At 74.1% G+C, this 18,441-nt stretch carries 19 protein-coding genes and 1 riboswitch; of the genes, 7 read left to right on the forward strand and 12 right to left on the reverse strand.

The features are described 5' to 3' along the window. Positions 1 to 10: 10 nt before the first annotated feature. The 3 genes from pheA to Mco01_RS32240 all read right to left on the reverse strand — a co-directional run bounded on the left by pheA (position 11) and on the right by Mco01_RS32240 (position 2,932). The gene (gene pheA, locus Mco01_RS32230) at positions 11 to 931 is read right to left on the reverse strand and encodes a prephenate dehydratase (protein ID WP_204060616.1); all 921 of its coding nucleotides are present in this window, start codon (positions 929 to 931) and stop codon (positions 11 to 13) included. Positions 932 to 1,038: 107 nt separating this feature from the next. Next, complete coding sequence (locus Mco01_RS32235) at positions 1,039 to 1,458, reverse strand: DUF4446 family protein (protein WP_204060617.1); 420 nt, start codon at positions 1,456 to 1,458, stop codon at positions 1,039 to 1,041. A 22-nt stretch (positions 1,459 to 1,480) separates the two neighbouring features. Then, positions 1,481 to 2,932: a glycosyltransferase 87 family protein gene (locus Mco01_RS32240; protein WP_239104067.1), complete on the reverse strand. Its 1,452-nt coding sequence runs from the start codon at positions 2,930 to 2,932 to the stop codon at positions 1,481 to 1,483. 409 nt (positions 2,933 to 3,341) lie between these two features. Here Mco01_RS32240 and Mco01_RS32245 point away from each other — a divergent pair, with 409 nt between their 5' ends. Continuing rightward, positions 3,342 to 5,597, forward strand: a complete 2,256-nt coding sequence (locus tag Mco01_RS32245; RefSeq protein ID WP_204060618.1) for a hypothetical protein — start codon at positions 3,342 to 3,344, stop codon at positions 5,595 to 5,597. Here the strand turns inward: Mco01_RS32245 and mptB are convergent. Genes mptB through Mco01_RS32260 form a run of 3 tightly spaced genes read right to left on the reverse strand, consistent with a single transcriptional unit; the run spans position 5,491 to position 8,043 of the window. After that, positions 5,491 to 6,924 (reverse strand): polyprenol phosphomannose-dependent alpha 1,6 mannosyltransferase MptB, encoded by a 1,434-nt coding sequence (gene mptB, locus Mco01_RS32250; RefSeq protein ID WP_239104068.1) that lies wholly within the window; start codon positions 6,922 to 6,924, stop codon positions 5,491 to 5,493. The two genes, Mco01_RS32245 and mptB, sit on opposite strands and share 107 nt — an antisense overlap. Before the next feature lie 14 nt (positions 6,925 to 6,938). Further along, complete coding sequence (locus tag Mco01_RS32255) at positions 6,939 to 7,688, reverse strand: glycosyltransferase (protein WP_204060619.1); 750 nt, start codon at positions 7,686 to 7,688, stop codon at positions 6,939 to 6,941. Between the two features lie 4 nt (positions 7,689 to 7,692). Further along, a complete protein-coding gene (locus Mco01_RS32260) occupies positions 7,693 to 8,043 on the reverse strand; it encodes an STAS domain-containing protein (protein ID WP_084369861.1) in 351 nt (116 codons plus the stop codon). Positions 8,044 to 8,266: 223 nt separating this feature from the next. On the opposite strand from Mco01_RS32260, the gene Mco01_RS32265 reads away from it, so the two are divergent. Then, on the forward strand, positions 8,267 to 8,719 hold the full coding sequence (locus Mco01_RS32265; protein ID WP_239104069.1) for a hypothetical protein: 453 nt from the start codon (positions 8,267 to 8,269) through the stop codon (positions 8,717 to 8,719). A gap of 273 nt (positions 8,720 to 8,992) precedes the next feature. Here Mco01_RS32265 and Mco01_RS32270 read toward each other — a convergent pair whose 3' ends face one another. Further along, positions 8,993 to 10,117 (reverse strand): sensor histidine kinase, encoded by a 1,125-nt coding sequence (locus Mco01_RS32270; RefSeq protein WP_204060620.1) that lies wholly within the window; start codon positions 10,115 to 10,117, stop codon positions 8,993 to 8,995. Next, positions 10,114 to 10,815 (reverse strand): response regulator transcription factor, encoded by a 702-nt coding sequence (locus Mco01_RS32275; protein ID WP_204060621.1) that lies wholly within the window; start codon positions 10,813 to 10,815, stop codon positions 10,114 to 10,116. The genes Mco01_RS32270 and Mco01_RS32275 overlap by 4 nt, the downstream gene beginning before the upstream one ends. A gap of 268 nt (positions 10,816 to 11,083) precedes the next feature. On the opposite strand from Mco01_RS32275, the gene Mco01_RS32280 reads away from it, so the two are divergent. From Mco01_RS32280 to Mco01_RS32290, 3 genes are all read left to right on the forward strand, one after another. Then, the gene (locus Mco01_RS32280; RefSeq protein ID WP_198167189.1) at positions 11,084 to 11,251 is read left to right on the forward strand and encodes a hypothetical protein; all 168 of its coding nucleotides are present in this window, start codon (positions 11,084 to 11,086) and stop codon (positions 11,249 to 11,251) included. Between the two features lies 1 nt (position 11,252). Beyond that, positions 11,253 to 11,537: a DUF6412 domain-containing protein gene (locus tag Mco01_RS32285; protein WP_204060622.1), complete on the forward strand. Its 285-nt coding sequence runs from the start codon at positions 11,253 to 11,255 to the stop codon at positions 11,535 to 11,537. A gap of 63 nt (positions 11,538 to 11,600) precedes the next feature. Further along, a complete protein-coding gene (locus tag Mco01_RS32290) occupies positions 11,601 to 12,272 on the forward strand; it encodes a YidC/Oxa1 family membrane protein insertase (RefSeq protein WP_204060623.1) in 672 nt (223 codons plus the stop codon). A gap of 58 nt (positions 12,273 to 12,330) precedes the next feature. Here the strand turns inward: Mco01_RS32290 and Mco01_RS32295 are convergent, their stop codons facing one another. Next, positions 12,331 to 12,783, reverse strand: a complete 453-nt coding sequence (locus Mco01_RS32295; protein WP_307825715.1) for an ATP-binding protein — start codon at positions 12,781 to 12,783, stop codon at positions 12,331 to 12,333. Between the two features lie 132 nt (positions 12,784 to 12,915). Next, positions 12,916 to 14,802 carry an ATP-binding protein gene (locus Mco01_RS32300; protein ID WP_239104070.1) on the reverse strand — a complete coding sequence of 629 codons (1,887 nt, stop codon included), beginning with the start codon at positions 14,800 to 14,802 and terminating at the stop codon, positions 12,916 to 12,918. A gap of 104 nt (positions 14,803 to 14,906) precedes the next feature. On the opposite strand from Mco01_RS32300, the gene Mco01_RS32305 reads away from it, so the two are divergent. After that, positions 14,907 to 15,470, forward strand: a complete 564-nt coding sequence (locus tag Mco01_RS32305) for a methylated-DNA--[protein]-cysteine S-methyltransferase (RefSeq protein ID WP_204060624.1) — start codon at positions 14,907 to 14,909, stop codon at positions 15,468 to 15,470. Here the strand turns inward: Mco01_RS32305 and Mco01_RS32310 are convergent. After that, positions 15,463 to 16,026 carry a CGNR zinc finger domain-containing protein gene (locus Mco01_RS32310; RefSeq protein WP_204060625.1) on the reverse strand — a complete coding sequence of 188 codons (564 nt, stop codon included), beginning with the start codon at positions 16,024 to 16,026 and terminating at the stop codon, positions 15,463 to 15,465. The genes Mco01_RS32305 and Mco01_RS32310 overlap by 8 nt on opposite strands. An 81-nt stretch (positions 16,027 to 16,107) precedes the next feature. Here Mco01_RS32310 and Mco01_RS32315 point away from each other — a divergent pair, with 81 nt between their 5' ends. Continuing rightward, positions 16,108 to 17,034 carry a DMT family transporter gene (locus tag Mco01_RS32315; RefSeq protein ID WP_204060626.1) on the forward strand — a complete coding sequence of 309 codons (927 nt, stop codon included), beginning with the start codon at positions 16,108 to 16,110 and terminating at the stop codon, positions 17,032 to 17,034. Here the strand turns inward: Mco01_RS32315 and Mco01_RS32320 are convergent. Then, positions 16,991 to 18,325, reverse strand: coding sequence for a purine-cytosine permease family protein (locus Mco01_RS32320; protein WP_204060627.1), 1,335 nt, complete (start codon positions 18,323 to 18,325; stop codon positions 16,991 to 16,993). The genes Mco01_RS32315 and Mco01_RS32320 overlap by 44 nt on opposite strands. Next, positions 18,316 to 18,438: riboswitch (TPP riboswitch) on the reverse strand. It overlaps the preceding gene by 10 nt. Between the last annotated feature and the right edge of the window lie 3 nt (positions 18,439 to 18,441).

An 18,441-nucleotide genomic window follows, 5' to 3' on the forward strand; every position in this document is an offset into this window, starting at 1 on the left:
GGCGCGGTGCTCAGGCCTGACCGTTCCTGATCCGCTCCAGCCAGCCGGCCGCCTCGGTGAAGTCGTCGTCTGCCGTACCGGCCCTGATCTGCGTGGCGACCCGGTCGGCCCGTGGATAGCTGCCCAGGAAACGCAGATCGGCGCAGAGCCGCCGGAGGCCCGAGATCGCCTCGCCCACCCGAGCGTCGGCGACGTGGCCCTCACAGTCGAAGTGGAAGAAGTAGCGGCCGATGCCGTCGCCGGTCGGCCGCGACTCGATCCGGGTCAGGTTGACCCCGCGCACGGAGAACTCGCTCAGCATCTCCAGCAGCGCGCCCGGGTGGTCGTCGCGCAGGAAGGCGACGAGTGAGGTGCGGTCGGCCCCGGTCGGCTCGGGCAGCGGGCCCGGCGGGCTCACCCGGACGAACCGGGTCACCGTGTCGGAGCGGTCGCCGATCCCGGACGCGAACTCGTCCAGGCCGTAGTACTCGGCCGCGATGGCCGGACTGATCGCCGCGTCGTACGGCGAGCCGGGGGCGGCCACCTCCTGCGCCGCGCCCGCCGTGGACGGCCACGCCATCACGAGGGCGTCCGGCATCTCGCGCTCGAGGTATCCCCGGCACTGCGTGATCGCCGCCGGGTGGGAGATGATCCGCTTGATCTGCGGCAGCTCCGTGCCGGGCCGTACGAGCAGGGAGAACTCGACGGGCAGCAGCAGCTCGCCGGTGATGAGGAGCGGGCCGCCCCAGGCCAGCTCGTCGAGGGTCTGGGTGATCGCCCCCTCGACCGAGTTCTCCAGCGGGACGACGGCCCCGTCGGCCTCGCCGGTGCGGGCGGCGTGGAGCGCGGCCCCCACGTTCGCGGCGGGGAGCCGCTCGGCGTCGGGCGCGAGCCTCCGCAGGGCGGCCTCGCAGAAGGTCCCCTGAGGGCCGAGGTACGCGAGCTTGGGCATGTCATCCAGGGTAACCGCCGTCGACGCCCCTCACGTGCCGGAACATGCACACCTCGGCACGCCGCCCGCTCGCCGAACGCCTCAGCGCCGCCTGCCTGGGGAACGCCTCAGCGGCGGACGCGATGCGGCTCGACCTCGGGCCCGATGCCGAGCCGGGCGGCCCGCACGGCGTGCTCCTCCTCGGGCGACAGCGGCTGCAGGCCCTTGCCGCCGCACACCGGCCGGACGTACGTCCGGGTCTCGGTCCGCCCGTTGATCGAGGTGAGCACGATGCCGTCGCCGAAGCCGTTGATGAGCGCGACCGAGAACGACAGCCTCCCGGTCATCTCCTCCAGCGCGTCGTAGCGGTAGACGGCGACGTCACGGATCGCCTTGCTGTCCACGGCGCCGTCGAAGGCCTTGCGGCGGGAGAGGGCCTCCAGGCACTCCTCCACCGACGATCTGGCGGTGCGCAGCATGAGGATGCCGATGGACACGCCGGTCACTCCCGACAGAACCCCGGCCATGACCAGAACGGTGACCAGCACGACACCGAGGGTAACCAGACGGTCACGCGGACGTCTCCCGAACGGCGGATGAGGGCTCCACCGTCCGGCGCCGGGGCAGCCAGGAGCCGAGGACCCAGACGAGCGCGACGGCGCCGAGCCCGAAGGCGTCCTGCACGATCTTGCCCACGACCGGGCTCAGGACGGGGATCTCCAGAGCCTTGATCGACACTCCCCACCAGGGGATGGGCAGCACGTAGAAGAGCCACACCCCTGCCGCCACCAGCAGCCGGGTGCGGTCGCGGCCCGTCCCGGCGATCGCGGCGACCACCACGACCACCCAGGCGATGTGGTGGATCCACGCGACCGGGGACAGCAGCACCGCCATCAGCCCGGTCAGCGCGACCGCCGTCATCGGGTCGCCGTCCAGGTGGGCCCGCCGGGCTCGGCTGAAGCCGTACCAGCCGACGGCGGCGACGGCGGCGAGCCAGATCAGCGAGGTGGCGGCGTCGGACAGGTAGAGCCGGAGCAGCATGCCGCGCAGCGACTGGTTGGTGGTCGCGGCGTTCGCGCCGAGCCGTTCGGAGTCGAGCAGGGCCGAGAACCAGTAGCCCCGGGCGTCCTCGGGGATCACGAGGAACGGCACGACCGTGAGGAGGGCGGCGGTGAAGGCCGCCATGAAGAAGGCCCGCCGCTGCTCCCGGTCGCCGCCGCGCGGGGGGAACCCGGTGACGGCCAGGTAGACGAGGAAGACGCCGGGCGTGAGCTTCACGGCCGTCGCCAGGCCGATCAGCATCCCGCGCGGCCACCTCGGCCTGCGGGCGGCGCAGTCGAGCAGGCACAGCGCGACCAGGAAGAGGTCCACCTGGCCGAAGCGGATCTGGTCCCTGATCGGCATGAGATACACGCACGCCGCCGCGAGCACGGCGAACACCATGGGGACGGCGAGGGGCGACCGGGCGAGCCGCGTGCGGGTTCCGGCATCCCGAACGGCGTCCGCGTCAGGCCCGGCGGCCGGCATCGCTCCCGGCCCGGCGTTCCTCACGGCGTCCGGCCGCGCGTGAGGCCGGGCCTTCCTCGCGGCCTTCCTCGCGGCCTTCCTCGCGGCGCCGAGCGGCGGCCCGTCGAGCAGCGGTCCGTCGAGCAGCGGTCCGTCGAGCAGCGGGCGGAACGCGAACCGGACGACGACCGCGAGGGCGACCACGATCCCGGCCGTCCACACCCACTGGGCCGCCGGCCAGGACATCTCCGCGAGCGGGACGGCCAGCATCGCGGCGACGGGCGGGTACGTGAAGGGCAGGAGCTGCGGCGCGGGCGTGATCACCCCGTACACGGGAAGGCCGAGCAGGAGGGCCCAGCCGCCCGTACGGTAGACGTCCAGATCGACGAGCCGCTGGTCGGCCGGGTTGGTCAGCCAGTAGGCGATCAGCGGGGCCGCCGCCGCGGCGACGACCACGAGGGCCAGGGCCCACGCCCACAGCGGTCCCCTGCCCGCGGTCGTCCGGCCAGTCGTCACGAGCAGGCAGGTTACCGTGGACGCTGTCCCGACCGTTTCCGCTCTCGAGCCGAGGAGCCGCGCAGCCGTGCCAGCCGACGGTGGTCCCCGACCCCTGCCAGGCGTCCCGCCGGTCCCGCCCCTGCCTTCCCGGCACGCGGCGGCAGGGGCCGGCGTGAGGCCGGGCGGAATGCGGCGAGCTCTCGGGCGGGGGATCCGAGTCGTCCTGGCGGCGGTGGTCCTCTGCGTCGCCGCGCTGGCCTCGTGGCCGTCCCCGGCGGCAGCGTCGGCGGCAGCGGCAGCGTCGGCGGCAGCGGCAGCGTCGGCGGCAGCGGCAGCGGCGCCGTCAACGTCGGCGTCGTCGGCGGCGTCCGCGTCGGAAGCGGCGGCGGGATCGGCGGCGGCCTCCGCGGCCGGCCGCCGGGTGGTCGTGATCGGCGTGCCCGGGCTGCAGTGGGACGACCTCGACCCGGTTCGCACGCCCGCCCTCTGGCGTCTCGCCGGCACCGGCGCCACGGCGTCCCTCTCGACGCGGGCGGTGCCGCCGGAGGGGCTGCCGGTCACCTGTCCGATCGCCGGATGGCTCACGCTCTCCGCGGGCCAGCGCGCCGCGGCGCCCGGCTCGGCGTGCGCGGCTCCCCCGGCCCCCGCCGTCGCCGCCGACGGGTCGGCCACGATCCCCGGATGGGCGGAGCTGGTGAGTCTCCAGCGGTCGAGCCCCTTCCAGGCCACCGTGGGGCTTCTCGGGCGCACGGTCACCGCGGCGGGCGGCACGGTGGCCGCCATCGGACCGGGCGCCGCCCTCGCCGCCGCCGACCAGTCCGGAAAAGTCGGGAAATATGCCGCGAGCGTGGCCGAGTTGCCCGACCTCACGCCGTACACGCTCGTCGTCGCCGAGGCCGGACAGATCGACCAGGCGTGGACCGCCTCCGGGCAGGAGAGCACGGGCACGGCGACCGGCACCGCCGGCGCTCCCACGGCCGGATCGACCGGGCAGGACGGCGCGGGCCCGATCGCGACGACCGGCGCTCCCGCCGACGCACGGACCGGGCCGGCCGGGTCGGGCGTGCGGGATCTGAGCCCGGAGGCGCGCAGGGCCGCGGTGGCGGCCGCGGATCGGACGGTGGGCGAGATCCTCGCTCATGTGCCCGCCGGATCGACCGTGCTGGTCGCGGGCCTGTCCGACTCCGGCTCGGCCGCGCACCTCCACATCGCCGTCGCCACCGGCCCCAGCGGTGCGGCCGCGACCACCGCCGCCACCACGACAGCGACCACCCCGGCGACATCCGCACGACCCGAGACCGGCGACGACGCGGCAGAGGCGTACCGGAAGGGGTGGCTGACGGCGACCTCCACGCGGCAGGAGGCGCTGGTCACGCTCACCGACCTGACCGCGACCGTCACGCACGTGCTCGGGCTCGGCACACCGGACGGCGTGGTCGGCAGGGCGTGGCAGAACGGCGGCGAGGGCCCGGCGTCGGCCCGGGAGACGGCTGCCCGGCTGGCCGACGCCGATCTCGCCAGCCAGGTGCTCCGGCAGGTCAGGGAGCCGTTCTTCATCGTGCTCGTGACGGCGCAGGTGCTCTTCTACGTCCTGGCGTCGATCGTGATCCGCCGCGCCCGCCGGATGCTCGGGGTGACGCGGGTGGTGGCGACGATCAGCGGCGCGGTCCCGGTGTCGGTCTTCCTGGCCCAGCTCGTGCCGTGGTGGGGCTTCGCCCATCCGATGCCCGCCCTCCTCGCGACGATCCTCGGCATGGCGGTGGTCGTCGCGGCCGCCGGCTTCGCGGGGCCGTGGCGGTCGCACGTCCTCGGCCCGCTGACGGCCGTCGCGGGCGTGAGCTCGGCCGCCCTCCTCCTCGACGTGGTGACGGGCTCCCGGCTGCAGGTGAACGCGGTCGCGGGCTACGAGCCGGTCACCGGCGGCCGGTTCTACGGCTTCGGCAACATGGCGTTCGCCGTCTACTCGACCGGCACGATCCTGCTCCTCGCCGGGGTCGCGCACGCGCTGCGCCGCAGGCCGCGGCTCGCCGCCCTCGTCTGCCTGGCGTACGGCCTGGTGGCGGTCGTCGCCGACGGCTGGCCCGCCTGGGGGGCCGACTTCGGCGGCGTGCCGTCGTTCGTCGTGGGCGTGGCGGTGTTCCTGCTCATGGTCACCGGGCGGCGGGTCTCGGTGGTCCGGCTCGGGCTCGTCGGGCTGGCGGGCGTCGCGCTCGTCGCGCTGATCGCGGTCGCCGACTGGCTGCGGCCGCCCGACCGGCGCACCCACCTCGGCGGCTTCGTGCAGCAGGTCGTCAGCGGGGAGGGCGGCTCGGTGATCGGACGCAAGCTGGGCGCCATGCTCCACACGCTGGGCAACCTGCCGCTGACGCTGCTGTCGCTGGTCGCGCTGGCGTTCCTGTTCCTCGTTCTGTACCGGCCGTCCCGGTGGGGGGCGTCCGCGCTGAGCCTGGTCTACGAGCGCGCTCCGGAGCTGCGGGCCGGGCTGTTCGGGGCGCTGGCCGCCGCCCTGGTCGGGTTCCTGATCAACGACTCGGGGATCGCGATCCCGGCCATGGCCCTCACGGTGGCCGTCCCGCTCACGCTCGCGGCGTCGGTACGCGCGCTGCGGGACGAGCCCGCCACGCCCACCATGCCAGCGCGACCGTCAGCGCCAGCAGGAACGCCGGCACCGCCTGCGCCCTGACCACGCTCACCAGCCAGCCGAGGTCCGGGGGCTGGCCCGCCTGCCGGGCCGGCAAATACGCCAGGGAGAGGGCGGCCAGCCGGGCGACCAGGAAGGCGTCCAGGCCCGACGCGGGGACCAGTGCGAGCAGCCCGAAGGCGAGCCCGTCGTACCAGGGCAGCGCGTACGGCGTGGCGAACAGCCAGGCGACGGCGAACGCGAGGGCGACCGGGGGCGCCTCGGCGCCGTCCCTCAGCAGGCCGTCCGCGGACATGCGGCGCAGGAGCAGCGCGGCGAGCCCGGCCAGCACCACCAGCGACCCGAGCTGGATCTCCAGGTGGTACGCCCCGGACCCGAAGACGGCCTGCGCCGCCGTCTTCACCAGCTTCCAGGGGGTCGCCAGCGACACCGTCCTGCTCGCGTTCAGGACCTGGTCGAGCGCGTGCGGCCCGGCCAGCCAGTACAGCACGAGCACGACGACCGCCGCCGACGCGGCCACCGCGGCCAGCCGCCGGGGCCGCCTGCGCAGCTCCCAGGCCACCCCGAGGGCGACCAGGCCGGAGGTGACCTTCACGGCGACCCCCAGGCCGAGCGGCAGCCCCCGGCGGTACACCACGCCGGCGACGACGAGCGCGGTGGCGATCGTGTCGAGGTGCATCCCGGCCGCGAGCTGGTAGACGACGAGCGGGTTGGCCGCCCACAGAAGCGCCGCGCGGCGCTGCCGTACGGGGTCGTCCCGGGTGGCCCGGTGGAGCACGACGGCCAGGGCGACGAACGCGGCCGCGTTGGCCGCCTCCATCGCGAAGACGGTGAGCCGGAGCGAGTCGCCGCCGATGTGGGCCGCGACGGCCTGCACGAACGTCGCCACCGGCCCGTACACACTGGGCGTGGTGCGCCACTCCTCCACCCGGCCGATCACCGGGTCGCCGGGGAGGTCGGCCGGCACGGTCGCGTACGGGTCGTGGCCGAGCGCCGCCATCCGGCCGTACGCGGCGTAGTTGAGATGGTCGGAGGAGCCCGACGGCGGGAGGAACGCCAGCGCGACGGCGGCCAGGCACCCCGCCAGGACCGTCCAGTGGGCCGGGGGCATTTGTTCGGCGGCCCGCAGCCCGGCGGCCAGCCCGGCCGCGCCCAGGAGGATCGCCGCCGCCCCCAGCGCCACGACGAGGTGGCCGCCCGGGTCGAGGCCCAGGGAGTACGGCGGCTGCCAGGGCCGGCCGGGCAGGGCGGGGACCATGGCCGACGGCCCGAGGAGGCCGATCGCGATCGTGCAGAGGACGGACAGGGGAGAGGCGGCGAGCGCGACGAGCCGTGCCCGCGCGTGGCCCGGGAAGGCGGATAACGGCACGCGTTCCCGGAGGGTCACGGCCGGGGGCGGGGGCGGATCGCGTCCCTGCCCTGCTGGACGGCGGGCTCCCGGGCGGCGAGGGCCAGGCCGACGTCGCGGAGCTGCCGGGCCCGGTGCATCTGGGAGCGCCAGTCGGTGCCGGTGGCCCGGTGGGCCATGTCGACCTCCACCTCGGCCACCCGGAAACCCTTGCGGAGCAGGTCGATCGTCATGCCGGTCTCGACGCCGAAGCCGTGGGCGAGGGGCCGCGCCGCCTCGAAGGCGGCCCGGGTAAGGCAACGCTGGCCGTTGAGCGGCTGGGTCGCCTCCCATCCGGTCAGCCGCCTGATGCCGTCGCGGGCGAGGCGCACGACCATGCCGTGGCCGCCCAGCTTCACGCGGGCGGCGAACGCGGCGATCGTCATGTCGGCCTCGCCGGTGCGCACCGGCACGATCAGCGGCAGCGCCGCCCCGGCGGTCTCGCCGAGGTCCGCGTCGAGGAACAGCAGGTGCCGTGGCTCGTCCTCGTCGAGGAGGCGCACGGCCTCGGCCCCGCTCTCCATCGCGGCCGCCTTGCCCCTGTTGCGGCTGTGCCGTACGACACGGGCGCCCGCCCCCCTGGCCGCCCGGCCGGTCTCGTCGGTCGAGCCGTCGTCGACCACGACGACGAGATCCACGCCGGGCAGCTTCAGGGCGGCGGTCACGGTGGCGCCGATGCGGTCGGCCTCGTCCTTGGCCGGGATCACCACGGCGGTGTCCGGCCCAGGGACCACGAGGTCACCCATTCGGCTAGCCCTGGTGCTCGGCCGTGAGCAGGTCGTCCGGCAGGGTCTCGTGGACCGTGAAGACCGAGTCGAGCCCGGTCACCTGCAGGATCTTCCGTACGGCCGGCCTGGGTGCCGCCACTTCGAGCCTGCCGCCGCGCTCGCGCAGCCGCTTGAGCGCGGACAGCAGCACGTTCATGCCGGTGGAGTCGCAGAACTCCACCCCGGACATGTCGATGACCACTCGATCCGGCCCGGTCTCGAGCAGGCGGGTGAACTCCGCCTGCAGCCGGGGAGCGGTGTACAGATCGATTTCGCCGGCGACGGCCATGACGGCCTGACCGGCGTGGGATTGCGTCGCGACTTTGAGCTCCACGAGGCGCACACTAGCGCCGTCCCGGCCCCGGGTCACGTTCCAGCGGAATCGTCGAAGAGTCGTCCGCCCTTTGTCCCCGATTCCGCTCGCACGCAAACGGTGAGTGCGCGAAGCTTGACGCTATGCGACGCCGGCTTTCGCCGGATGGAGGGCCCGGAACCTCCGCGTCTTGGTCGTCACTTCGTGAAGGAGGGCGGGCGCCGAGCACAGTGGGCCCGAAAGCATGATGAACAATGACTTTCCTGAGGATCCGCAACGCCGGAGGCTACGGGAGCGGCTGGAGGTCATCCTGGTCCGCACCGAGAAGGCCTCGTCGTGGCGGGACGCCACCGAGCCGCTGCGCGGCCTGGTCAACCGGGAGGGGTTCGTCCCGGTCAGCGCCCGGCTCGCGGCCGAGGACCTCGACTTCCTCGCCGAGGCGAGAGAGGAGTTGCTGAGCTTCTCCGAGCTCGGCATCCGGCTGCTCGACCTGCACCAGCCCAGGGACGCCGGGGGCATCTCCAGCGATGCCTCCCACCCCATCCTGCGATGTCGCAGTTGCATGTGGCGCTGGCCGTGCCCGACGTTCCGCGCCATGGCCGAGGCGTTCACCGTACGAGATCGGGACGCCCTCCGTGAGCCGGACGGGGAGATCCCGGCCTGGCGCGGGCAGCTCGAGCACCAGGGAGAGCGGTAGCCGGAAACGGGTGCCACGGCGGTCGTACGCTCCGGGCGAAGGGGACGCGAACGACGCCGAGCAGGCATCAGGCCCGCCACGAGAGGGCCGCGGGGCTCCGGCATCCGGCGACGGGACGAAGGGCACGCGACGGCGGACGCCGGTCCGTACGACGCCAGGCGGACGCGACGCCGGCCGAACACCAAGGCGGGCGAACACGAGGGCAGGCGACGGCGACGGCCGGCGGGCGGGTGACGTCCACGGCGTGGTGGGACGAGGGCGGCGGCGCGGCGGTCAGGCGCTCCCGGCGAGGGGGATGCGGATGTCGAAGCGGCAGCCGGGGCCCTCGTTGACCACGCCGATCTCGCCCTCGTGGGCCTCGACGATGCCCCTGGCGATCGCGAGGCCCAGTCCGGCTCCGCCGCCCTGGCCCGGCGTCCGGGCGGCCTCCCCGCGGAAGGCCACCTCGAAGACCCGCGGCAGGTCCTCCTCGGGGATCCCGCCGCAGCAGTCGAGCACCGACACCGTGGCCGTCTCGCCGTCCGCCGTCGCGCGGACCGAGACGGTCCCGTCGGCGGGTGTGTGGCGGATCGCGTTCACCACCAGGTTCCGTACGGCTCGGGCGAGCTCGTCGGCGTCGACGTCGACCGGCAGGCCCGGGTCCGCCTCGCCGAGCAGGCGCACCCGCTTGGCCCTGGCCAGTGGCTCGACCCCGGCCAGCGCGTCGGCGAGGAGGTCGCCGAGCCCGACCCGGCCCCGGCTGAGCTTCAGCGACCCGGCGTGGATCCGGGACAGCTCGAAGAGGTCGTCGACCATCCCGGAGAGGCGGTCGACCTCCAGCCTCATCTGTGCGTGGTAGCGCCGGACGGTGCCGGGGTCGTCCACCACGCCGTCCTCCAGGGCCTCGGTCATCGCCCGCAGCCCGGCCAGCGGGGTGCGCAGGTCGTGGCTGACCCAGGCGACCAGCTCGCGGCGGGCGCTCTCCAGGGCCCGCTCGCGCTCCCGCCCGAGGCGCAGCCGCTCGTACGCCTGCTCCAGAGCGTTGGCGATCGTGCGCAGCTCCGCCGGGAGCGGGTCCTCCGGCGGGGTGAACCGTCCCGATGGCGGCACCTCGTCCAGGGCCTGGACGAGCCGCCTGCTGGCGAGCACCACCCGCCTCGCGTTGATGAGCGCCACGGCGAGGCCCACGAGCCCGCCGATCGCCACGACCGTGAGGACGATGTTCTTCGGCCGCCCGTCGATCACCATCTCGAGCGTGATCGCCACCACGCCCGCCAGCGTCGCGGCCACCGTGACGACCGCCACGACGGCGAGCATCACGCCGATCGACCGGCGCCGCAGCGCCCGCAGCAGCGCGAGGCCGAGGGCCGCGATGGCGACGCCGAGCCCCGCGGTGACCGCGACGATCTGGAGGATCATCGCAGCGGCTCGTACCGGTAGCCGACGCCCCAGACCGTGACGATCCGCCGCGGCTCGGTCGGGTCGGGCTCGATCTTCTCCCGCAGCCGCCGCACGTGCACGGTCACGGTGGAGGAGTCGCCGAACGACCAGCCCCACACCTGGTCGAGGAGCGCGGCCCGGCTGAACGCCTGGCGGGGGTTGCGCAGCAGGTAGACGAGCAGGTCGAACTCGCGGGCCGTCAGGGTGATCTTCTCACCCGCCAGCCGCACCTCGTGGGCGCCCACGTCCACCACGAGGTCGCCGTCGCGCAGCACCCCGGTGCCGGTGGGGACGAGCGCCCCACGGGCCCGGCGGAGCACCGACTGCACCCGCAATGCCAGCTCGCGCGGGCTGAACGGCTTGGTCACGTAGTCGTCCGCGCCGGTCTCCAGGCCGACGACCCGGTCGATCTCCTCGCCGAGCGCGGTCAGCATGATCACCGGTACGGGCCACCGCTCGCGCAGCTTCCGGCAGACCTGCAGGCCGTCCATCTTGGGCAGCATGAGGTCGAGCACGAGCAGGTCGGGAGGGTCGGCGAGGGCGCGCCTGAGGGCCTCGGCGCCGTCGCCGACGCACTCGACCTCGTGACCGTCGCGCTCCAGGTACCGCGCCACGACCTCGGCCACGGTGGGGTCGTCGTCGACCACCAGGACGCGGGATGCGGGGGTGCCGGTCATCGGACTCCTCGGGACGCCATCCCCCCACGGTAGGCCCGCTCCGCCGCCTCTCCGCCCATGTGTCACCGGACCGTAAGACCCGCATCGCCGGACGACCGGAGTCTCATACCGAACGGGCATGATTCACGTGAAACCCCAGGCATGATCCCCATTGCGCTGCGGCGCCGCCCATAGGACGGCGACGGCCGTACGGGGGGCCGCGGCACGTCCCGGCGATCAGTTGTGGATCAAGCTCGCGGTTGTCGGTGCCACCGCGTACCTTGTGGCTATGGCCCGTACCGCACTGACCGTTCTGGGGATCATCCTGGCCGTCTGGCTGGTGTTCGGATTCGTGATCCCCGCGCTGTTCGCGACGTTGAAGTTCCTCTTCGTCATCGCCGTCATCGCGTTCCTCGTCGTCGCGGCGATCACCGTCGTCGGGAAGCTGTCGCGCTGAGGTGAACGTGCTCCAGGCCGCCCTCGGATCGCCGGCGTGGCTGCTGGCCGAGGTGCTCGCCGGGTCTCCCGGACTCGGCGTGGCGACCGCGCTCGGGCTGACCGGCGTCGCGGTCCTGGTGCTCGCCTGGATGATGCTCGCCGGTCCGGCCCGGACGTCGGCCGTCGAGCCGCCCTCCGCGCGCCGGACGGGCCGTGGCGCGCCCGTCTTCGTCCGGCTGTGCGATCCGGACACCGCGGGGCGACCTCGCCCCCGAGCGCCGTCGGGAAGCCCGGCGCCCGCCTGATCACCGAGTGATCGCGGGCGCCTTCGTCATGCCCTCTTTCTTCCGCAGACGAAAGGCTTTCCCGTGTTCGACGTCGTGCTCGTCCCCGTCTACCACCTCTTCACCGGTCTCAGCGGTCTCGTCGGCCCCGCGTTCGCGATCGTCGTCTTCACCCTGGCCGTACGGCTGGCGCTGCTCCCGCTGAGCGTGCGCGTCGCCCGGGTCCAGCGGATCCGGCTACGGCTCCAGCCGGAGGCCGAGAAGCTGCGCGCCCGCTGGAAGTCCGACCCGCAGCGGCTGCTGCGTGAGACCAACGCCCTCTACGCCAAGGAAGGCGTCTCCCCGCTGTCCGGTTACCTGCCGGCGTTCGCGCAGTCGCCGTTCTTCATGGTCACCTACCGGCTGTTCACCTCGGTCGCCATCGCGGGGCACCCCAACCTGCTGCTCGCCCAGGGCCTGCTGGGTGTGCCGCTCGGGGAGCACTTCGGCGCCGTGCTGGCGGGCGCGGGCCTGGTCAGCGGCCCGGGCGCCGTCTTCCTCGTGGTGCTGGCCCTGCTCGCGGCGGTCGCCTGGGTCGCCGCCCGGCGGGTCGAGCCCGGCACCCCGATGCGGCGGCTGCTGATGGCGATGCCGTTCTGGACGGTCGCGGTCGCGACCGTGCTCCCGCTGGCTGCGGGGGTCTACCTGCTGGTGAGCTCCGCCTGGACGATCGCCGAGCGGATCGTGCTCTACCCGCGCGCCGCGCGCCTCGCCTGACGGTCCGTCGCCGCACCGGCCGTCCGAGGTGCTCGCGCCCGGGCGGCGGTGTGGACGCTCAGCCGACCTCACGGAGGGCCGGGGTTGCGGTCATGCCGTTGTGACCGTTTCGGGCGGGCCAGGAAGCGGCGACGACGGCCCACACCGTGGTGGCCTCCTCGTCGTGGCGGACCCCCCAGCGTTCGGCCAGGTACTCGACGATGCCGAGCCCGCGTCCTCCGAGAGAGGAGAGCGTGGGGCGGCCGGCCCTCGGCTCGGTGTGCGCGCCGCCGTCGCTGACGGCCACCTCGATCTGGCTGTCGGAGCACATCCAGGCCACTTTGAGCTGGCCGGACGGCAGGGGATGCGCGTGCCGCAGGGCGTTGCTCAGCAGTTCGCTCATGACGAGGACGACGTCGTCGACGGAGGAGGAGACCAGCCCCGCGGCTGCCAGTTCGGCACTGAGGCGCTGGCGTGCGACGGCGACGCTCGACGGTGCGTACGGCAACATCACGACGCTCGACGCACTCACCTCCCCGATTCCCTTCCCCCCGCGGAGTCCAGCTCCACGACCGAAATGCCCCGTTCACTCGTCCGGGAAACCGTGCTCCGATCACAGCTTGTGCACAATGGACAATAGATCAGCTCTTGGGTGGTGACACCGTTACCGGTCCGGTGTGTCGGACCACGCGGACCAGCCCGCGGCCTTCAGGACGACCCGCATGCGCGTCCCGCCGTCCGGCCGGGGGAGCGCGGAGACGTCGCCGCCCTGGGCCCGGGCGAGGCTGCGCACGATGTACAGCCCGAGGCCGACCCCCCCGAACCTCCGCCGGTCGCCGCTGTCCGCCTGGACGAACCGTTCGAAGACCCGCTCCCGGTCGGCTGGGGCGATGCCGATCCCCTCGTCGTCGACGACGAGGACCACGCTGTCGTCCTCCCGCCGCGCCTCGACCCGGATCAGGCCGCCGTCCGGGGAGTACTTGAACGCGTTCTCCAGGAGCTGGCCGAGCAGGATGTCGGTGGCCAGGGAGTCGCCGTACACGGGTGGGAGGTCGGGCGGGATGTCCACCTCGACCCGATGCCGGGCGGACAGGACGGGCAGCCCGAGGGTCGCCGCCCGGACGCGCTCGGCGAGGTCGAACACCTCCACCTCGACCTTGAGCTCGTCGGCGCCCGCCCGCGCGCCGAGCAGCAGGTGGTCCATGAGCCGCCCGAGCGAGCGGGCCCGCTCGGCGATCGTGTGCACGGCCGACCTGCGCTCCTCGTCCGACAGGTGCTCCCAGCGCGAGTCGAGCGTGCTGGCGAAGCCGCGGACGATCGTGATCGGCGTGCGCAGCTCGTGGCTGGTGGTGGCGAGGAACAGGTCCTTGGCCTCCTCCAGCTCCTTGGCCCTGGTCACGTCGCGGAAGTCGACGACGATCTCCCCCGTCTCCCGGATCTCGGCGCGCAGGACGTCGAGCCACCGGCCGGACGGGAGCTGGATGGTGAGCTTCTCCCCCGGCTCCGGCAGCGGGAACGGCGGCGGCCCGCCGATCGCCTTCTCCCCGGGCAGGCCGGTGAGGCGGGCCGCGGCCGGGTTCCACCGGACGACGGAGCCCGTGCCGTCGAGCACGGCGATGCCGTCCGCGCTGGCGTCGAAGACGGCCCGCTCGTGGGCCCGCTGCCGTACGGCGTCCTGGTAGGCCATCGCGTTGCCCACGGCGATGCCGGCGTGGCCCGCGAGCAGTTCGAGGAGCTCCAGCTCCAGATGGCCGGCCTTGCGCCGGGCGAACAGGGCGTAGAGCGCTCCATACGGACGGCCGCCGACGGCGGCGATCCCCACGGCGATCGTGTGCAGCCCGGGCAGACGCGCCCAGATGAGGTCCTGGAAGCCGTCGGGCCCGGTCTCCAGCAGGACGGTCTTGCCGGTGCGCAGCAGCTTGCCGACGAGGCTGGTGTGCAGGCCGGCCGTGACGCCGCGCATGGCCTCGGGCAGCTCGTGCAGCCCGACCAGCCGCAGCTCCTCCCCCTCGATCGACACGAAGCCGCCCGCGTCGGCCCCGGTCAGCTCGGCGAGGCTGGCGGCGATCCGGTCCAGGACGACGGGCAGGTCGAGCTCGGCGTTGATGTCCCCCACGACGTCGGTCAGCCGCCGGACGAGCCGGGCCCGCCGGGCCGCCCGCCCCTGGGCGGCGTCGTCGTCCTCGGCCGGGTGGTAGACGCTGACGTACCCGAGCAGCGCGCCGTTCTCGGAACACAGGGCGCTGGTGTCGACGCGCAGGTCGAGCAGCCGCCCGTCGCGGTCGAACCGCTTGGTGCGCAGGGACACGGTGCCGCCGTTGCGCACCCGTTCCAGGACCGCGTTGTGCTCGGCCATCAGCTCGTCGGGGACGATGGGCGCGCGCCTGCCGAGCAGCTCGGCGGCGGGCCAGCCGAACAGCCGCTCCGCCGCGCCGTTCCACGTCAGCACCGTCAGGTCGCGGTCGAGGGCGACGACGGCGTCCGGCGAGCTGGCGACGACGGCGCGGGCGAGGCCGTCCTCGTCCCCCTCGTCGATATTGGAGTCACCCACGTCCCCATCGTGCCGTCTTTCGCCAACCGATCTTGGGCTTTTCCACCGGCTCACGGCGGCTCCGATACGCTTCGACCACGCAGTGAGAGGAAGTGGGGCGGCCAATGTCCACAGGGGACCTCGAAGCCCTGCTACGGGTGACCGCCCCCGGCTACGTCGGCGAGTCCCCGCCGGACGTGGCGTTCGGCACCACCGACACCCCCGTCGGCCGTCTGGTCCTCGCGGTGACCGCCCGCGGCGTGGCCGCCTGCAGCTACGACGACGAGCACGCGGTCTTCGCCCGGGTGTACCGGTCGATCGGCTCGTTCATCGGCCCCGACCCCCGCCGCCTCGACCCCGTACGGCGGGAGCTGGACGCCTACTTCGAGGGCAGGCTCAGGGCGTTCTCCCTGCCCGTGGACCTCCAGCTCGCCACGGCCTTCGCCAGGACCGTGGTGCAGATGACGCTGTCGGTGCCGTACGGCAGCGTCACCACCCATGGGGAGCTGGCCGGGCGGATCGGGCGGCCGCAGGCGCTGCACGCCGTGGCCAACGCCCTGACCGCCAACCCCGTCTGCGTCATCGTCCCGTGCCACCGGGCGGTGGAGTCGCCCGGCGTGCTCGGCGGCTACGCCGGCGGACCGGCCGCCAAGGAGCACCTCCTCCGCCTCGAGGGCGCCGTCACCTGACCGGCCCGCCGGGGGCGCGGTGCCGGGAGCGGAAGGCGGCGGCCTTCTCCCGGTTGCCGCACTCGCGCATGTCGCACCAGCGGCGCGAGCCGCCGCGGGAGGTGTCCACGTAGAGGCGGGTGCAGACCGTCCGCTCGCACTGCCGGATCCGCGCGGCGTCCGGCCCGCCGAACAGCTCGGCCGCCGACCGCGCGATCGTGGCGAGGACGGCGTCCAGGTCCCCCGTACGGCTCACGCGCAGGCCAGCGGCGTGCGGAACGAGCCGCGGGGCCACCGGGGGCTCGGCGGCGAGCGCGTTCACCAGGTCGACGTCGGCCTCCGCCGGCCGCCGGCCGCGCAGGGGGCCCACACCGAGGCGGTAGACCGCCTCCCGGAGTCGTACGGCCCGGTCGCGGCCCTCGGCGTCGACGGCGGGGGGCTCGTCCAGGAGCCCGGCGGCCACGGCCCACGCGGCGAGCAGATCGGGCGTGCCGATCATCTCCACCGGCTCGGTCTCCCGGTGGCCGACCGTGCCGGCGAAGTCGAGCGCGAGGTTGCCGCTCCAGAACGTGAACATCCCTCCATCGTAACCGGCTTGACAGGTTATCGGCGGCTCCGTCATCGTGATAACCACTCTGGGTGGTTACGGGAGGCCGGGATGACGGGGAGAAGGGTCGCGGAGGCGGCCGTGCCGGGGGCGTTCGTCGTCCTGTGGAGCAGCGCGTTCGTCGCGGGGTCGATCGGGCTCGGCGCGGCGCCGCCCCTGCTGCTGACGCTGGCGCGCTTCGCGCTCGCCGGGGTGCTGCTGGCCGTGGTCGCGCTGGCCGCGCGGGCCCCCTGGCCGCGCGGCCGGGCCCTCGGGCACGTGGTGGTCGCCGGGCTGCTCCTGCAGGCCGTGCAGTTCGGCGCGTTCTACACGGCGATGGCGCTCGGGGTGAGCGGGGCGATCGCGGCGCTCGTCCAGGGGCTCCACCCGGTGCTCACCGCGCTGCTGGCCGTGCCGCTGCTCGGCGAGCGGGTGAGCGCGCGGCAGTGGGCGGGCTTCGCGCTCGGGGCCGCCGGGGTGACGCTGGCCGTGGCGGAGCGCGTCTCGTCGGCGGCGGCCGCGGTCCTGCTCTGCGGCGCCGGGCTGCTCGGGCTCAGCCTCGGCACGCTCTACCAGAAGCGGTTCTGCCCGCGGATGGACCTGCGCAGCGGCCAGGCCGTGCAGCTTCTCGCCGCCGTGCCGGTCATCGGCCTGCTCACGGTCACCCTGGAACATCCGCGGGTCACGGCCTGGGCGCCGTTCACGGGCGCCGTGCTGTGGCTCGCGCTGGTGAACTCGATCGGCGCGTTCACCCTGCTCTACCTGCTGCTGCGCCGGTCGCAGGCGAGCCGGGCGAGCAGCCTGTTCTTCCTCACGCCGTCCGTCACGGCCGTCATGGCGTGGGCGCTGCTCCACCAGCCGCTGAGCGCGCTCGCGGTCGCCGGCCTGGTGCTCAGTGGCGCCGGCGTCGCCCTGGCCACCCGGGCGCCCCGCGCCGAGGCGGGCTCCGCGCCGGTCAGACCGCCCGCCGGCGTCTCCCGAGAGCGGTCGGCAGCGTGAGCAGCGCGGCCACGAGGAACGCGGCGAGCGCGGCGTTCATCCACGGCTGGCGCTCGAACCCGACGGCGGACCGGACGTCCGCCCAGATCCCGTCCCACCAGCCCACGGTCGGGGTCGCGGTGACGACCCAGTAGGCCGCGAACCCCAGCAGCCACGGCACGACCATGAACCAGCGCGAGGGGGCGTCCTCGGCCGTGTTCCACCGGGAGGCGCCCCCGAGCAGGAAGTAGTCCACCACCAGCACGGCGAACATCGGCACGAAGACCGCCCCGATGACGCTGAGGAACGCGGCATAGGAGTTCACATTGGCGTACAGCGCGATCACGGTGGTGACGACGCCGATGGCCGCGGAGATCACCCGGCGGTCGACGCGGGGGGCCAGGTTCTGGATCGACACCGTCGTCGAGTAGACGTTGGCGAACGACTGGTCGACCTCGCGCAGCACCAGGATGCCGAAGAACAGCGCCCCGAGCGGCGCGGCCACGAACGGGTCCCAGACCTTGTCCATGTCGTTGCCCACGAGCGCCAGCGCCGCGATCCCGAGAGCCAGGCAGGCGACCTGGGCGATCGTGTAGCCGCCCACCACGCCGGCGAAGGCCGAGCCGCTCGTCCGGGAGTGCCGGGCATAGTCGGCCGCCATCGGCACCCACGAGACCGACAACGCGATCACGTAGTCGACGGCCGGGGCGAAGGCGTCCCACGAGCCCCCGCCCAGCGACGGACCCCGGGCGAACAGGGCGACCGACAGCCAGACCATCGCGATCACCACGCCGGCCGTCACGTAGCGGCGCAGCAGCCGCACCGACCCGAGCGGCCGGATCGTGAGCGCGATCGTCACCGCCCCCGCCACGACGGCCCACACGCCGTACGGCACCGCGCCGCCGAACACGGCCCGCGCCCCGCTCGCGATGACCCACAGCTCGTACGCCCCCCAGCCGATCATCTGCACGATGTTCAGCACGGTCGGGACGTACGACAGGCGTGCCCCGAACAGGCCGCGCAGCAGGACCATGGCCGGGCGGCCGGTGCGGACGCCGGGGATCGCGGCCAGGCCCACCATGGCCGTGCCGATCAGGCTGCCCACGACGGCGGCCAGGACGGCCCCGGCGAACGGGAGCGGGTGCCCGCCCAGCGGGTCGAGCAGGAACAGCGCCCCCGCGAACCCAAGGAGGCTCACCCCGAGGTTGGCCCAGAACGCGCTCTGGTCGAGGAGCCCGAGGGTGCGGGGGGCCTCCTCGTCGAGGGTCAGGGGCACTTCCGCCCGAGTGGGGTCGACGACGGCCGATGTCATCACACGCTCCCTACGCCGGCATTATCCGGACAGGTTCATGCGGTCGGCGGCACGTCTCGTCGGAGAATCCGCCCTCTCAGCCCGGTCTCGCCCGAGCTCCCGCGCTATTTCGGATG

Source organism: Microbispora corallina (assembly GCF_016863035.1).
In the GTDB taxonomy this organism is placed as follows: Bacteria; Actinomycetota; Actinomycetes; order Streptosporangiales; family Streptosporangiaceae; genus Microbispora; species Microbispora corallina.

Coding starts and splice junctions, on each gene's coding strand:
- Mco01_RS32265 (WP_239104069.1), top strand. CDS start 8,267: ATGATGAACAATGACTTTCCTGAGGATCCGCAACGCCGGAGGCTACGG.
- Mco01_RS32280 (WP_198167189.1), top strand. CDS start 11,084: ATGGCCCGTACCGCACTGACCGTTCTGGGGATCATCCTGGCCGTCTGG.
- Mco01_RS32305 (WP_204060624.1), top strand. CDS start 14,907: ATGTCCACAGGGGACCTCGAAGCCCTGCTACGGGTGACCGCCCCCGGC.
- Mco01_RS32320 (WP_204060627.1), bottom strand. CDS start 18,325: ATGACATCGGCCGTCGTCGACCCCACTCGGGCGGAAGTGCCCCTGACC.
- Mco01_RS32255 (WP_204060619.1), bottom strand. CDS start 7,688: ATGGGTGACCTCGTGGTCCCTGGGCCGGACACCGCCGTGGTGATCCCG.
- Mco01_RS32315 (WP_204060626.1), top strand. CDS start 16,108: ATGACGGGGAGAAGGGTCGCGGAGGCGGCCGTGCCGGGGGCGTTCGTC.
- Mco01_RS32270 (WP_204060620.1), bottom strand. CDS start 10,117: ATGATCCTCCAGATCGTCGCGGTCACCGCGGGGCTCGGCGTCGCCATC.
- pheA (WP_204060616.1), bottom strand. CDS start 931: ATGCCCAAGCTCGCGTACCTCGGCCCTCAGGGGACCTTCTGCGAGGCC.
- Mco01_RS32310 (WP_204060625.1), bottom strand. CDS start 16,026: ATGTTCACGTTCTGGAGCGGCAACCTCGCGCTCGACTTCGCCGGCACG.
- Mco01_RS32275 (WP_204060621.1), bottom strand. CDS start 10,815: ATGACCGGCACCCCCGCATCCCGCGTCCTGGTGGTCGACGACGACCCC.